Origin of the sequence: Pseudomonas asturiensis (genome assembly GCF_900143095.1) — a bacterium.
GTDB classification, from domain to species: Bacteria; Pseudomonadota; Gammaproteobacteria; order Pseudomonadales; family Pseudomonadaceae; genus Aquipseudomonas; species Aquipseudomonas asturiensis.
The window spans coordinates 311087-325723 of sequence record NZ_FRDA01000003.1 but is presented as its reverse complement, the minus strand read 5'-3'; the positions used below and the strand labels follow the sequence as shown (position 1 = coordinate 325723).

Below are 14637 nucleotides of genomic sequence, written 5' to 3'. Positions count from 1 at the left end.
CTATCGAAGCGATAACGCTGGCGTGCATAGGCGTCGGGAATGCGCTGTCGGGGCGCTGACGGGATCGCGCTCCGACAGGCACTTCAATACAGCCTTACTGCGCGTCCCGGACCTGCGCTTCCAGCTCGGCCTTAAGGCCGGGTTCCAGTTTCAACGCACGTGCCAGCTCATCCAGATAGGCGCGTTCCATGAAATGCTCCTGATCCACCAGCATCACACTGGCGATGTACATTTCTGCAGCCATTTCCGGTGTAGTGGCCGCTCGGGCGACTTCAGCGGGATCCAGCGGCTTGTTCAACTCGGCATGCAACCAGCTTTGCAACGTCTGATCGGTGCTCAACTTGTTGAACTCGCCTTCGATCAACTCGCGCTCGCGCTCATCGACGTGGCCGTCAGCCTTGGCGGCGGCGACCAGCGCGCGCAGTATCGCCTGGCTGTGCAACTCGGCTTCGGACTCAGGCAGGCGGTCAATGGTCTGCGGCTCGCGCTGGCCGGTCATGCCCTGGCTGGCCTGCCAATTGTTGTAAGCCTTGTAAGCCAGCACACCCAACGCGGCCAGGCCGCCGTAGGTCAATACCTTGCCGCCCATGCCCCGAGAGCGCTTGCCTTTGAGCAGGCTCATGGCACCGGCGGCCAGCGCCCCGCCACCAGCGCCTGAAAGCAGCCCGCCAAGTCCGCCCTGCCCGCCACTCTTGCCGCTGCCGAGCAGGCTGCCCAGCCCGTTCATCAACGAATCACTGCCCGATGACGCTTTGCCGGGCTTGCCGCTTGCCTTGTCCTGCAACAGGTTCTGACCAGACTTGAGCAACTGATCGAGTAAGCCACGCGTATTCACAGAAACCTCCAGAGGGTTGTCAGATAAAACAATTGACCCGAAACACGGCGCGATGTCGCTAAACGCTGTTCACGGGTGTGCTTCCAGATGTTGCAGACGAGCGTAATGGCGAGCGTGATAAAGAAGCAGAAGCGGCTGACAGGCCGTCGTGAAGACCGTGCAACCCTGCCTGATTAAAACGGTCAGTTCGTGTGAGCCTCAAAAGAGAGGACAATACAGGGCATTCCTTTGAATGGGTCGTTAATACCGCTAACGCTCGTGGATACTTATATGCAACCCAGTAGCCCATCAGGAGCTTGCCTGAAGTGATATCACATCTTGGTTTCCCGGTAGGCACCAGCGAAGCAGCCGGGGTAATCAGGTCCATGGACTGGAGCCAGACCTCACTCGGCCCCATGGCCCAATGGCCTTCTACGCTCAAGCATGCACTGAATCTGATCCTGAACAGCCCGGAGTCGATGTACGTGCTGTGGGGTCGGGAGATGATCTTCTTCCATAATGACGCCTATGCACCGATTCTCGGCCCGCGCAAGCCGCATGCTATCGGTGCGCGGGTACAGGAGCTATGGGCCGATGTCTGGGATCAGGTGGCCCCCTTGGTCGAGCAGGCGCTGAGTGGCCAGCCAGGGCGCTGGACAGACATGCCGCTGACCATGGCCCGCTACGGAGAAATCGAACAGACCTGGTGGTCGTTTTCGTTCTCGCCGTTGATCGATGAGCATGGCGTGACCGTGGGCATACTCTGCGCGACCAACGAAACCACGCGGCATGTGCTGGATCAGCGGGCACTTCAGGACAGCGAACACAAACGGCGGGACCTGATCAAGCAATTGATCGAGCTGGAAAGACAGCAGACCGCAAAGCTTGAAGCACGCACGCTGGAGCTCGATACATTCTGGACGATTTCGCCCGACCCACTGGCGATGCTCGACTTCAACGGCATATTCCTGCGCGTTAATCCGGCCTGGACCTCAATCCTGGGCCGGACGGAAGACGAACTGGTCGGCACCTCGATCTTGAACCTGCTGCATCCTGACGACGTCGCCAGCACGCAGAACGCCCTGACGCATACCATTCATCACGTGCTGCCGCTGTTCGAAAACCGCTACCAGCACGTCGACGGCACCTACCACTGGTTTGGCTGGACCGCGGCACCCGGCAACGGCGTGATTTTTGCGCTGGGCAAGCACCTGACCGATGAGAAACAGCGCATTGAAGCACTGCGGCTCACTGAAGAAGCACTGCGTCAGTCACAAAAGATGGAGGCCGTCGGGCAACTGACCGGAGGGCTCGCGCACGATTTCAACAACTTGCTGATGGGCGTGACCGGCAACATCGAGCTGCTGCAGTCACGTGTGAAGCAGGAACGATTCTCCGAGCTGGATCGATACATCGGCTCGGCACTGGAAGGCTCACGCCGGGCCGCCTCATTGACCCACCGTCTGCTGGCGTTTTCACGCCGTCAGACCCTGGCACCTAAGTCGACAGACGTCGATCAACTGGTCGCTGGCATGGACGAACTCATCAGGCGCACGGTCGGGCCGTCCATCGACATGCAGGTACGTCCCTCACGAGGCCTGTGGTCGACCATGGTCGATCAGCACCAGCTGGAAAACTCCCTGCTCAACCTGTGCATCAATGCCAAGGATGCGATGCCTGACGGCGGCCGACTGCTGATCGAAACCGCCAACCGTCATCTGGACGCGGCTTCTGCCGCGCGCTACGAACTGACAGCGGGACGTTACGTTGAGCTGACCGTCAGCGACACCGGCACCGGAATGGCAAGGGACGTCATCGGACGGGCGTTCGATCCCTTCTATACCACCAAGCCTATTGGCATGGGCACCGGACTGGGCCTGTCGATGATTTATGGCTTTGCCCGCCAGTCGGGCGGCGGCGTGAGCATTGAATCGCAGGTCGGGCGAGGCTCGAAACTCGGCATCTACCTGCCGATGTTCGAAGGTGAAGCGCAACTGCCCGAACCGGACAGCAACCTCATCCTGCCGGCGCCGATCAGTGCCGGTGGCGAGACGATACTGGTTGTCGACGATGAACTGGCGGTACGCCTGCTGATCACTGAAGTGCTTGAGGAGCTGGGTTACCTGGTGCTGCAAGCCGAGCGCGGCGCCGAGGCACTGGTCATTCTGCAATCGAAGGCTGCGATTGATCTGCTGATTACCGATGTCGGCCTTCCGGGTGGCATGAACGGTCGCCAGGTAGCCGACGCGGCTCGGTCAGTGCGGCCGGATCTGAAAATCCTGTTCGTGACCGGCTACGCCGAAAATGCGGCACTGGCGCACGACACACTTGAGCCCGGCATGTACGTTCTGCCCAAGCCCTTCTCCATCGCGGCGCTGACCGCACGGGTCGCTGAATTGCTGGAGAGTGCCAATGAACGGTTGTAGCCCAGGCTGCCGGTCATGAAAAACGCCAGCCACTGAAGAAAAACGGCTGTACGTTTTGAGCGAGGTGCCGCCGTGTCACAGACACGACTGCATCTCCCACGCTACCGCGCCAGGCGGCCCTTCCCTCAGTCCCGAAGATCAGACTCGTGAATCGGCTGATCCCGATGCGTGGCGCGCTGATATTGAGCGGGCCAGGTGGCCAGTCGCCCGCCCAGATCATCATCGGCGTGCAGCGGCCAGTACGGGTCGCGCAGAAGCTCGCGGGCCAGCAGGATGATGTCCGCTTGCCCGGTACGCAGGATGTGCTCTGCCTGTGCGGGGTCAGTGATCATGCCCACTGTACCGGTCGCAATCCCGGACTCCTTGCGAACGCGTTCGGCAAAGCGGGTCTGGTACCCCGGGCCGACCGGAATTTCCGCATGCGCGGCGGTGCCGCCCGACGACACGTCGATCAGGTCTGCGCCCAACGCCTTGAGACGGCGCGCCAGCTCCACGGTTTCATCCGGGTTCCAGCCATCTTCCACCCAGTCAGTCGCCGAAACACGCACGAACAGCGGCAGCTCTTCCGGCCAGATCGAGCGAACGGCCTCGGTCACTTGCAAGGTCAGGCGAATGCGGTTTTCAAACGAACCGCCGTACTCATCCGTGCGCTGATTGCTCAGCGGCGACAGGAATTGATGCAGAAGGTAGCCGTGCGCCGCATGGATCTCGACCACTTTGAAACCCGCCGTCAATGAACGTCGCGCCGCATCGACAAACGCCTTGATCAGCTCCTGAATCTGGATTTCGCTCAACTTCACCGGTGCAGTGTGCTGTGGATCGAAAGCAATCGCCGAAGGACCGACCGGGGTCCAGCCGCCTTCACTTTCGGGGATACTGCCATGCTTGCCCAGCCATGGACGCCAGGTGCTGGCCTTGCGTCCGGCGTGCGCCAGTTGCACACCGGCTACAGCACCCTGTGCAGTGATGAAACGCGTGATGCGTTGCAGCGGCTCGATCTGCTCGTCGTTCCACAAACCGAGGTCTTCAGGGGTAATACGCCCGTCAGGCGTCACCGCCATGGCTTCAGTGATCACCAGCCCTGCGCCACCAACGGCACGGCTGCCCAGATGCACCAGGTGCCAGTCGTTAGCCAGACCATCGACGCTGGAGTACTGGCACATAGGCGATACGGCGATGCGATTACGCAGGGTCAATTGACGCAGGGTATACGGCTCAAGCAGCAGGCTCATGGCAACCTCTCATGTTGTAAATTCGGGTGTCCCGGCTCGTTTTCAGTGAGCAGCTTTCAGGGAACAGAGCCTAGTCGACAACCCATGAGCCTGACGGGTTCCAGCGCATTCTCAACGTGGCGCGATGTGCACCACCATCAGTTGCACGGTTTCATTGCCGCGAAATTCGTTGAGATCCAGCTTGTAGGCCAGCTCGACCCAGCGGATGTTAGGGTTGGGCCAGATATCACGGTCCACGCTGAACGCAATACCGTCGAGCTTGACGCTGCCGCACTCGGTCTTGAGCACCATTTTCAAATGGCGTTCTCCGACCACCCGCTGTTCCACCAGCTGAAACACGCCATGAAACAACGGCTCGGGAAAATGCTGGCCCCAGGGACCGGCGTTGCGCAGCGCACGGGCCAGTTCCAGATGAAACTCTTCGACCGCCAGGGAGCCGTCCGACAGCAGACGCCCGGTCAGGTCCTGTTCGTCGAGCTGACGCCGCACCTCCTGATCGAACGCCTCGGCGAAGGCCGCAAAGTTCTCTTCAGGCAAGGACAAGCCCGCGGCCATGGCGTGTCCGCCAAACTTGCTGATCAGGTGCGGATGAGCCGCCGCCACAGCATCCAGTGCATCACGAATATGAAAGCCCTGCACTGAGCGAGCCGAGCCCTTGAGCACGCCCTCCCCCGCGCTGGCAAAGGCGATGGTCGGGCGGTGATAGCGCTCCTTCAGTCGCGAGGCCAGGATACCGATCACGCCCTGGTGCCAGTCCGGCTCGAACAGGCACAAGCCGAACGGCATCGATTCCAGCGGCAGGTCCTTGAGCTGAGCCAGTGCTTCGCGCTGCATGCCTTGCTCGATGGATTTGCGGTCCTGATTCAACTCGTCCAGTTGCACGGCCATTTCCCGCGCCAGCGTCGGGTCATCGCACAGCAGGCACTCGATCCCCAGGCTCATGTCATCCAGACGTCCGGCGGCATTCAGGCGTGGGCCAAGGATGAACCCCAGGTCAGTGGACGTGATGCGTGACGGCTCGCGGCGGGCCACTTCCAGAATCGCGCGCAACCCCGGACGCGCACGACCGGCGCGGATCCGCATCAGGCCCTGATGCACCAGAATGCGGTTGTTGGCATCCAGCGGCACCACGTCCGCCACGCTGCCCAATGCGACCAGATCCAGCAGTTCACCCAGATTGGGCTGGGCACGCTGATTGCTCTCGAACCAGCCGGTATCACGCAGACGTGCGCGTAACGCCATCAGCACATAGAAAATCACCCCCACGCCCGCCAGTGATTTGCTGGGGAACGTGCAGCCAGGCTGGTTGGGATTGACGATGGCGTCGGCGGCGGGCAGCTCATGGCCTGGCAAGTGGTGATCGGTGACCAGCACGTGCAGACCTGCCGCCTTGGCCGCCGCAACGCCTTCGACGCTGGAGATGCCGTTGTCCACGGTGATCAGCAACTGCGGTTCGCGCTGCAGCGCGACTTCGACGATCTCCGGCGTCAGGCCGTAACCGTATTCGAAACGGTTCGGCACCAGATAATCGACGTGGGCTGCGCCCAGCAATCGCAGGCCCAGTACCCCAACCGTGCTGGCGGTCGCGCCATCGGCATCGAAGTCGCCAACGATCAGCATGCGCTGGCCCTCGCGAAGTGCCGTCACGAGCAGGTCAACGGCAGCGTCGATGCCCTTGAGCTGCTGATAAGGGATCAGGCGCGCCAGACTCTTGTCCAGCTGGGCCTCGCACGCCACGCCCCTCGCCGCGTACAGACGAGTGAGCAGCGGTGGAAGATCGCCGAGGAATGGCAGGGTGTCGGGCAACAGACGAGGTTCGATGCGCATGCGGGTCAGCTGATTCTCTTCGATGGGTCAGTAAATGTGGGCAGCGCGGTGTCAGCCGCGCTCGCCAGCGAGCCATTGCAGCTGGACTTCGTGCTGGCCACGGTCATCGGTGACAAACACTGTGCCTTCGCTGATCATCACATCCCACTTGATAACGCGTGGCATGTCTTTGGCCAGTACCTCAAGCACCTCTTGTGGAACGGCCGCGATATTGACGTTCTTCAGATTCTTGATGGCCGGAATGACCTTGCCTTCCCAGACCCGCAGGCTACCGTAAGCCAGCAGACTTGTTCGCTCAGTGCGACGCGAGCACCACGTCAGTCGATCAGCATCAGGCTGGCCCACTTCGATCCAGTGCAGAACCCGGTCGTCGAGGCTTTTTTCCCACAGCGCCGGCTCGTCTACATCAGACAGACCACGGCCAAAGGAAAGCTGCTCGTTGTACCAGAAGGCGTAGGCCAGCAAACGCACGGTCATGCGCTCTTCGGTTTCGGAGGGATGGCGGGCAATGGTCTGCTTGACGCTTTCGTAAACGCCCCGGTCAAGATCGGTGAGGTTCAGTTCGAATTTATAGGTCGTGGACGGCTGGGCCATGAACGGGCTTCTAGAGTCTGGAGGAAAGAGGCCAAGTCTACCCGATGCGGGCCCGGCGAACGAATCGGCTCTGCGTCGAACCCTCGAACGGCGGCGCATTCACCGCGTAACCTCCAGCCTGGCGGGCGTTCACTTGCCTGACAAGGAAATTGGGTTAGCCTGTTACTTACTGTGTCTACCGGCTGGATGTGACCCCGTCACGCTGGGGCGACTCAAAGCCTTGCAGTCTGGCAACCGTGACTGACTGAAAAACTTTCGAGGATGACACCAACGAATGACTTTTCGTGCCTCGTACTGCGCAACGCTGCTCGTGCTGCTGTTGCCTGCCATGTCGACCCCGAGTCAGGCACGCGAGACCCTGACCTGGCTGCTGCGCGACCTGCCGCCTTCGACCATCTTTTCGGGAGCGATGCAGGGACAGGGCGCCATCGATCAACTCATGCCGCAACTGACTGCAAGGATGCCCGAATACGACCACGTCCTGATGCGGGTCAACAGGGCCAGGGCAATGCAGATACTGACCGAAGGCACCTCACTCAGCTGTGACCCGACCATGCTGTGGACACCGGAGCGTGCCAGAATCATCGCGTTTTCAATCCCCACGTTTGTCCTGTTCAGTAGCGGGCTGATTGTGCGCAAAGAGGAAATGGACCGGTTCAAGCCCTTCATCTCCGAGGGAAAGATCGACTTTGACGAGCTGATGGCCAGCAAGACGATCAAACTGGGGATCGTGGCCGAGCGCAGTTATGGCGGGGTGATCGACAAGACGCTGCAGACCACCCAGGAGCAGGACCTGAGCCTGCATTACGGCAGCGACGCCGTCGGCAGCCTGCTGCAGATGGCGCGGGCGGGCCGCCTGCAAGGCATGCTTGGTTTCTGGTTCGAGGTACGTTATCAGGCGCTGCAGCAAGGCATTGATCCAGAAGAACTGGTGTTTGTGCCGATCAAGGACAACCCCGCCTACCAACCGGCTTACATCGGTTGCAGTAACACAGCACAGGGGAGACAGGCGATTGCCTCGATCAATCGGGAAATGCGCACCCTGCGCGAGAGCAGCCTGATGGGGCTCTACGCCCAGTGGCTGGCGCCTGAACAGCGTGCGCAATACCTGCAGGATGTGAAGGCGATATTCGAGGCCAGCCCGTCCCCGTAAACCCGCCTCCACAAAAAAGAAACCCCGGACAGCAGAGCGGCTGACCGGGGTAAACGTGGCCTTTAAGACCAGTACGTCAGACCCTGATCACCGGAGCACAATGATCAGTCCTGACATACCGTATAAGAGCGCCGGGCAACCATAAGGTTCCGGCCGGCAATCATCCGAAGGCCGGAGCGCCGACGAATGTGCGGCTGATTTCGGCATTGCGCATCGCGGCGATCATGCAGGGCTCGATTCTGCCCTCTGCAACCATCAGATCGCGGTGAAGTCCATCGACAACGTCCGTCAACTGGCGTTTGTCACTGAGCTGATCAGCAGTGAATGTGCGTTCGACCACGCAGGCACCCGACCTATCTTTCAGCGTCACCAGACGCTCACCGTGAGCGCCCGCCGGGCCGATAACGGCCTGATAGGGAGCAAGCGCTTCACTTAGCAGTAAGCTGATATTTTCCATATAGATCACCACTCAACAGTTTGAATGCAAAGGTGCTTATCAATGACCATCGGCACAGGCACAAAGTTCTTTCCTGCTGCCCGGTCATAGCGACTCTTTCGGCATTCGAGCATGCCTGTCGAATGTGACAGGGAAAAAACTGCACTTCAGAGGCAGATTTGCGCCAGGTTGTGCATGGACAATGCGGTCGGGTTCACCAGGCCGTCATCATTGCGTAGGATTTTTCATCAATTATCAGATCAACATCCTACAAATCGCTTATCCACTGCCTGCCCTTACAAACAGCCGCGTCAGATGCAATACCATTAGGACCTGTACGAAACGTCGGCGAGCGCAGCCACTGTTCGTGCCGAGCCTGCCATCCCTCCATGGAGCCAGACCTTGAGCGCTTCCAACGCCCCGCCCTTGCGTATCATCGTGGCTGATGACCACCCTATCTTCCTGATCGGACTGCGAGTCGTTCTGGAGCAGGATGACGCTGCAACCGTGATTGCCGAGGCAAGTGATCCGGACGAACTGTTGATGGCGCTCAAGAACCACGCCTGTGATGTGCTGGTGACGGACTTCATGATGCCTGCCGAAAAGCAGGGCGACGGGCTGCGTCTGCTGCAACGCATTCAACGGGATTTCCCCACGCTGCCTGTGGTGGTGGTGACCACGCTAAGCAATGCCGGTCTGTTTCAGGCCATGCTGGCGCTTAACGTCAAAGGCCTGTTGAGCAAAGCCAGCGTGGCAGGCGAGTTGCCGGTGGCGATTGAAAGCGTTCGCAGTGGTCAGGTGTTTCTGGCCGACTCGGTGCGCAGGGTCCTGCAGGACGCACAGCATCACGGCCCTGACGCGCCGCTGGCCTTCGAGCAGTTGTCGCCCCGAGAACTTGAAGTGCTGCGCCTGCTATCAGCGGGCCATGCGGTAGGCCAGATCGCCACTCAACTCAACCGCAGCAAGCAGACGGTGAGCGCCCAGAAGGTCAGCGCCATGCGCAAACTCGGCCTGGCGAACGAGGCCGCCCTGTTTATCTATTTGCAGGAGCACGGACTGTCCTGAACCACAGCACCACGGACAGCGGCACGCGTCCTGCTGCGCTCATCCAGCCAGCGAACGAGGTCTGCTGCCGCCATCGGCCGAGCAATGAAGTAGCCCTGAATTGCCGACGCCTCCAGCGCCAGCAGACTATGGTAGTCATCCAGAGTCTCGACACCTTCGACCACCACCGTCATCGACAACCGTTGCGCCATGAGCATCGCGCCCGCCACGACCGCCGACTTGCGAGCATCTTCGGCCATCCCCCGCACGAAGTCGGTCGGGATTTTCAGCTCACTGAACGGTAGCTGCAGCAGGCGATCGATGTTCGAAGCCCCCATGCCGAAGTCGTCGATCGACAGCTTGCAGCCCTGCATGCAAAGACGTAACAGCACCTCCATCGGCCAGGCCTGCAGGCCTGCGTCATCCTGCTCGAGAATCTCCAGGGTCAGGGCATCGGCTGGCACCTGATGACGCGCCAGCGCTTGTGTGACCTGCTCCATGAAATCGGCCTGCTGCAAGACCTGCGGGGCAATGTTCACTGACACCGGTAGCGTCTGCCCCCGCTCGCGCAGACATTGCGCAGACAGCGCCAACGCCTGATCCAGTACGCGCCAGGTCAATGGGACAATCAGTCCTTGCGCTTCAATGATGTCCATAAAGCGTCCGGGCGCCAGCAGACCAAGCACCGGGTGCTGCCAGCGAACCAGCGCCTCAACCCCAAGCACGTCACCATCCAGGCTGACCTTGGGTTGAAAGTGGGCGATCCACTGCGCTGCACAGGATGCATTCGACGGGCCGCAGAACAACTGATGCACACTCAACGGCTTCTGCAATGGACGCTCCGACACGGGCTCATGGCGTTCGGCGGCATTGTGTTCATAGGTATCGAGCAGCTCGCGCAGGACCGCAGCCGAGGCGGGTTTCTGCAGACAGCCCAAGACTTCAAGCCCCTGATCGACAGCCAATCGGGCTACGCCCTCCAGCACGCAGCTGGTCGTGCTGCTGAGCACGATCAAGGCATTTGCCCGCCGTTCGGACGCCAGATGGCGAATCAACTCCAGACCGTCCGCCCCTTCCATCTGCAGATCACAAATGGCGATATCCACAGGACCACGACAGTGCAACGACTGCAGGGCATCCTCGACGCTCTCGGCCGTGCGCACATCGAAAACCTGCAGGGCGTTGAGCATCTGATGCAACGCCATCAGTTGGAAGGGATGATCTTCGAGGATCAGAACCTTGAGTGAGCGCACAATCATGCCTATCGAGTCGCAGCCGTCAGGCCAGAAGAGCGTTCACTCTAGACACTCGCGGTTCTGCGTCCCATAGGACAAGTCTTAAAACACAGCTTGGCGTTCACACGTTGTGCCCTGGTACTCAACCAGACTGAGGCGACACTTCAGGCAACTCGACAAGATGAAGCTCTATGTCCTGACGCAAGCTGTCGATGGCCGCCTCAAGAACAGGCCAGCGCTCACGCACTTCTGCCGAGGCCTCGCGCAAGGTGCTTTCGTCCAGAGCCGCACAGGCCTTTGCCAGCGGCAACGCATCGACCAGGCACGCTGCGCCCTTGAGACGATGCAGCGACGCCCCCAGGCCCTGCCAGTCCTGCGAATGGACTGCCGACTCCAGAAGCGAATGCTCATGCAGCAGGTTTTTCCAGAGTTCAGCCAACAACCGCTGTATCTGCTGGTCATTGGCCTGGGTCATACGATGCAGCGTCTGGATATCGAACGTGGGATCGCGGACCAGCCTTGTCAGCGACTGCGCCAGATGTTCCAGTGACACGGGCTTGGTCAGCAGGCCGTCCATACCTGAACGCTCGCAACGCTGCACCTCATCGTTCATGGCGTTCGCGGTACAACCGATGACCGGGCAACGCCGGCGCAACGTCTGCGCTTCGACCCGTCGAATGGCTTCGGTCAGCGCATAGCCGCTTATGCCGGGCATGTTGCAGTCGGTGATCACAGCGTCGAACACGCCCTCCCGCCACGCCTGCAACGCCGCCTCTCCGCTCTGGACAGGGACTACCTGATGCCCTAAAAACTCCAGCTGCCGGGTCAGCACCATGCGATTGGCAGAAAGATCGTCGACCACCAGCAATTCCAGACTCTTGTGCTGGGTGAGCGACCCATGCGGTTCGCTATCGGGAGCGATAGCGTGCTCAACCCTGGCAAGCGTCAGGTCGATCATCACCCGCGTACCTTTTCCAGGCTCGCTCTGCAGGTTGATCTGGCCCTTCATCAGCTCCACCAACTGACGCGAAATGCTCAGCCCCAACCCACTGCCGCCATAACGCGCTGCGGTGTCGACGCTGGCCTGGGTAAACGGTTTGAACACCTGCTGCTGGCGCTCCGGCTCGATGCCTGCGCCACTGTCCTCGACATCGATTTGAATGTGCGAAGCGTGATCGGACCGGTCAAGCAGCCGGACCGTCACAACGACCGACCCCTCCTCGGTAAACTTCAAGGCATTGCCCACAATGTTATGCAGAACCTGACGCAACCTCAGGGAATCGAGCCAGTAATCACCTTCGGCCTGCGCCGAAAAATCCAGCCGAAGCTGCAGCCCCTTTGCCCTGGCCTGAGCGGAAAACAGCTGAACCACGCCTTCGAAGAACCCACGCAGCGACGTCACTGCGAGGGACAATTGCATTTCCCCGGCCTCGATCCTGGCCAGATCGAGACTGTCGCCCACCAGTGCAACAAGTTCAGTGGCTGAACGGTGTGCCACCTTCAGACCTTCGGAGGGCGCATGCCCTTCACGCAGCGCCTGCTCACACTCCAGCTCGAGCAGCCCGATGATTGCTCCCATTGGTGTGCGAATCTCATGACTCATGCTGGCCAGAAACGCGCTCTTGGCCTCATTGGCCTGATCGGCGTGGCGCAACGCCTCTTCGAGCTGGCGCTCCAGACGCTTGCGCTCGGTGATGTCGACCCAGCCACCCAGCAAACCCTGCAACTGGCCATCAGCACCGAAGAACGGCACCGTCCACTGCCAGGCGTCCAGACGCTTGCCCAGGACTTCCAGTGTGCGATCGGCAAAGACCGGACGATGGTCTTCCAGTAACTTCAGGTAGTCCGCATGCATCTGCTCGGCGACAGGGCGCGGAATGAGGTCAACGTCCGTCAGGCGACGGCCGTTGAGTTGCTCGAAGCTGACACCGAAGCTGTCCTCGTAACTGCGATTGCAGGAGATCAGACGCCCCCTGAGGTCGCGTACATAGATGGGGTTGGGAATCCCGTCGAGCAACGCACGTTTGAAGGCCAACTGGTCGCTGAGTTGTCGCTCCACCTTGAGACGCTGGCGAATCTGCGCCTTGAGCCGACTGTTCCACACCAGCGACACCAGCCCGACCAGCATGGCCACGGTCATTACCCAGATCACCCAATCGGGAATGCGGCTCCAGAGAGAGGGTTGGGGCAGCATCGAACCCAGCCATTTCACCCGAATGGAGCGCAACTCGGCGACGGGAAATTCTTCGAGCGCCTTGTTCAGGATGCCGAGCAGTTCGGGCTGTGACTTGACCACCGAAAAGCGGTCAGGCGACCATTTTCCGTCCACACTGCGAGCCACCTTGAGCTTGCCGGAGGGAAACAGATAAGCGCCGGCCTCGTTCTGGATCGAGGCATCGGCAACGCCACTTTCAACCAGCGCCCGCGCCTGATCGTAGGTATGAACGAGCTTTAACTGGATGCCGGGGTATTCGCGCCTGATCTGGTCTTCGAGTGCGTGACGGGCAGGTAACGCAAGCACACGTCCTTCAAGACCTGCCAGGGAGACATCCGAAGAACTCTCGGAGCGCACCACGAACACCCAGTTGTTGCCGCCGAAGGAGTAGGTGAAATCCAGAAAACCTCGACGCTCGGCGTTCTCGGCAAGGGTCGTGTTCATGTCCGCCATGCCGTTACGAAGCGCCTCGATACTCTCGCGGGTGGACGGCACTTCGCGGTGGACGAACTGCAAGCCCGTCATGCGCGATATACGCGCCAGCACATCGATGTTGAGCCCTACCCAATGGCCATGTTTGTCCTTGTAGATATAGGGTGGATGCTGAGTGGTCGATACAGTGACGACGGGATGTTTGAGCATCCAGCGCCGTTCGGCACCGGTGACGCTGACCCGCTGCCCCACCAGATCAGCACCCAGCCCCATGGTCCAGCGACTCAACACCTCGCGACAGACCGAAGGATCGATGCCGGCCAGCGCACGGTCGAAAAGCGCGAGCAAACGCTGCTCATGCTCGCGTACCGCAAACGCAAAGCCTACCGGAGGCAACGCGCTTTCGAATTTGATCTGCAACCCGAGATAGGGGCGCAACGCGATGTAGGAACGCACGATCACTTCATTGCCGATGAAGACATCCACCTCGCCCTGGCTCAGGGCTTCCAGCGCGCTGTACAGGTTGGGCGCGATGATAATCCTGCTGCCGGGATAAACGCTACGCACGACGTCTGAGTCGGCATAGCCGTCCAGCAGAACGACTTTCTTGCCCTCAAGCCCAAGAGACGGACTCAAATCGTTGCCACGACCCACCACGACCGAACGGTCCGGCATGTATTCTGTGGAGAAGGCCAGGCCTTTGACGCCGCGCTCGAAGCCATTTGCGCTGGTCAGTACATCGATGGTGCCCTTGCGCAACGCTTCGATGGCCTCGTCACGCTGGGCAAACCCGGTGACTTGCATCGACACGTTCAACTGATCACCGACCATACTCAGGTAATCGGCACTGATGCCTTGATAGCGGTTACGGTCACTGGTGATATCAATGGGCTCGTAATCGGCAATGGCGATGCCGACCCGAATGACCTTGTGCTGGTCCAGCCATTGTCGATCCTGTTCATCCAGAGGCAGGTCCTCGGACACCAGAAACGGAGCGGTCAGGGTAAAGGGCAGACTTTGCGCTGCACTGACCGACTGGGTGAAGAAAATCATCAGCAGCAGGAATAACAGGCGCCATGCGCTGCCCTCCTCGACCCTGCCTGTCATCCTGACGATCCTTCGCATACTTGCCTGCTTCACAACACCCGACCCGACTGAACTGAAAACATCCGAAGTTTGGCACGTAGAAACGAGAAGGCCCGCCAGATGGCGGGCCTAAAGTTGTTACA

At 60.2% G+C, this 14637-nt stretch carries 10 protein-coding genes; 3 read left to right on the top strand and 7 right to left on the bottom strand.

Annotated elements, in window-relative coordinates; translation table 11 throughout:
* Positions 1-94 precede the first annotated feature (94 nt).
* Positions 95-835, bottom strand: a complete 741-nt coding sequence (locus BUB69_RS07210; RefSeq protein WP_073163868.1) for a tellurite resistance TerB family protein — start codon at positions 833-835, stop codon at positions 95-97.
* Positions 836-1140: 305 nt separating this feature from the next.
* Between BUB69_RS07210 and BUB69_RS07205 the strand changes: the two genes are divergently transcribed.
* Positions 1141-3240: a response regulator gene (locus BUB69_RS07205; protein ID WP_073163865.1), complete on the top strand. Its 2100-nt coding sequence runs from the start codon at positions 1141-1143 to the stop codon at positions 3238-3240.
* 125 nt (positions 3241-3365) lie between these two features.
* Here the strand turns inward: BUB69_RS07205 and BUB69_RS07200 are convergent, their stop codons facing one another.
* The 3 genes from BUB69_RS07200 to BUB69_RS07190 form a co-directional block, all read right to left on the bottom strand.
* Entirely contained in the window at positions 3366-4472 is a 1107-nt protein-coding gene (locus BUB69_RS07200) for an NADH:flavin oxidoreductase/NADH oxidase (RefSeq protein ID WP_073163860.1), read from the bottom strand.
* A gap of 111 nt (positions 4473-4583) precedes the next feature.
* Positions 4584-6299, bottom strand: coding sequence for a single-stranded-DNA-specific exonuclease RecJ (gene recJ, locus BUB69_RS07195; RefSeq protein ID WP_073163857.1), 1716 nt, complete (start codon positions 6297-6299; stop codon positions 4584-4586).
* A 51-nt stretch (positions 6300-6350) separates the two neighbouring features.
* On the bottom strand, positions 6351-6893 hold the full coding sequence (locus BUB69_RS07190; protein WP_003314240.1) for a YaeQ family protein: 543 nt from the start codon (positions 6891-6893) through the stop codon (positions 6351-6353).
* Between the two features lie 274 nt (positions 6894-7167).
* On the opposite strand from BUB69_RS07190, the gene BUB69_RS07185 reads away from it, so the two are divergent.
* Positions 7168-8046, top strand: a complete 879-nt coding sequence (locus BUB69_RS07185; RefSeq protein WP_073163853.1) for a TIGR02285 family protein — start codon at positions 7168-7170, stop codon at positions 8044-8046.
* A gap of 160 nt (positions 8047-8206) precedes the next feature.
* Here the strand turns inward: BUB69_RS07185 and BUB69_RS07180 are convergent, their stop codons facing one another.
* Positions 8207-8503 carry a DUF3509 domain-containing protein gene (locus tag BUB69_RS07180; protein WP_073163849.1) on the bottom strand — a complete coding sequence of 99 codons (297 nt, stop codon included), beginning with the start codon at positions 8501-8503 and terminating at the stop codon, positions 8207-8209.
* A gap of 381 nt (positions 8504-8884) precedes the next feature.
* Between BUB69_RS07180 and BUB69_RS07175 the strand changes: the two genes are divergently transcribed.
* A complete protein-coding gene (locus tag BUB69_RS07175; protein WP_073163844.1) occupies positions 8885-9547 on the top strand; it encodes a response regulator in 663 nt (220 codons plus the stop codon).
* Here BUB69_RS07175 and BUB69_RS07170 read toward each other — a convergent pair.
* Together BUB69_RS07170 and BUB69_RS07165 are read right to left on the bottom strand one after the other, a co-directional pair.
* Positions 9520-10779, bottom strand: a complete 1260-nt coding sequence (locus BUB69_RS07170; RefSeq protein ID WP_073164358.1) for an EAL domain-containing response regulator — start codon at positions 10777-10779, stop codon at positions 9520-9522. The two genes, BUB69_RS07175 and BUB69_RS07170, sit on opposite strands and share 28 nt — an antisense overlap.
* A gap of 124 nt (positions 10780-10903) precedes the next feature.
* Positions 10904-14461 (bottom strand): transporter substrate-binding domain-containing protein, encoded by a 3558-nt coding sequence (locus BUB69_RS07165; protein WP_425439354.1) that lies wholly within the window; start codon positions 14459-14461, stop codon positions 10904-10906.
* Positions 14462-14637: the final 176 nt, after the last annotated feature.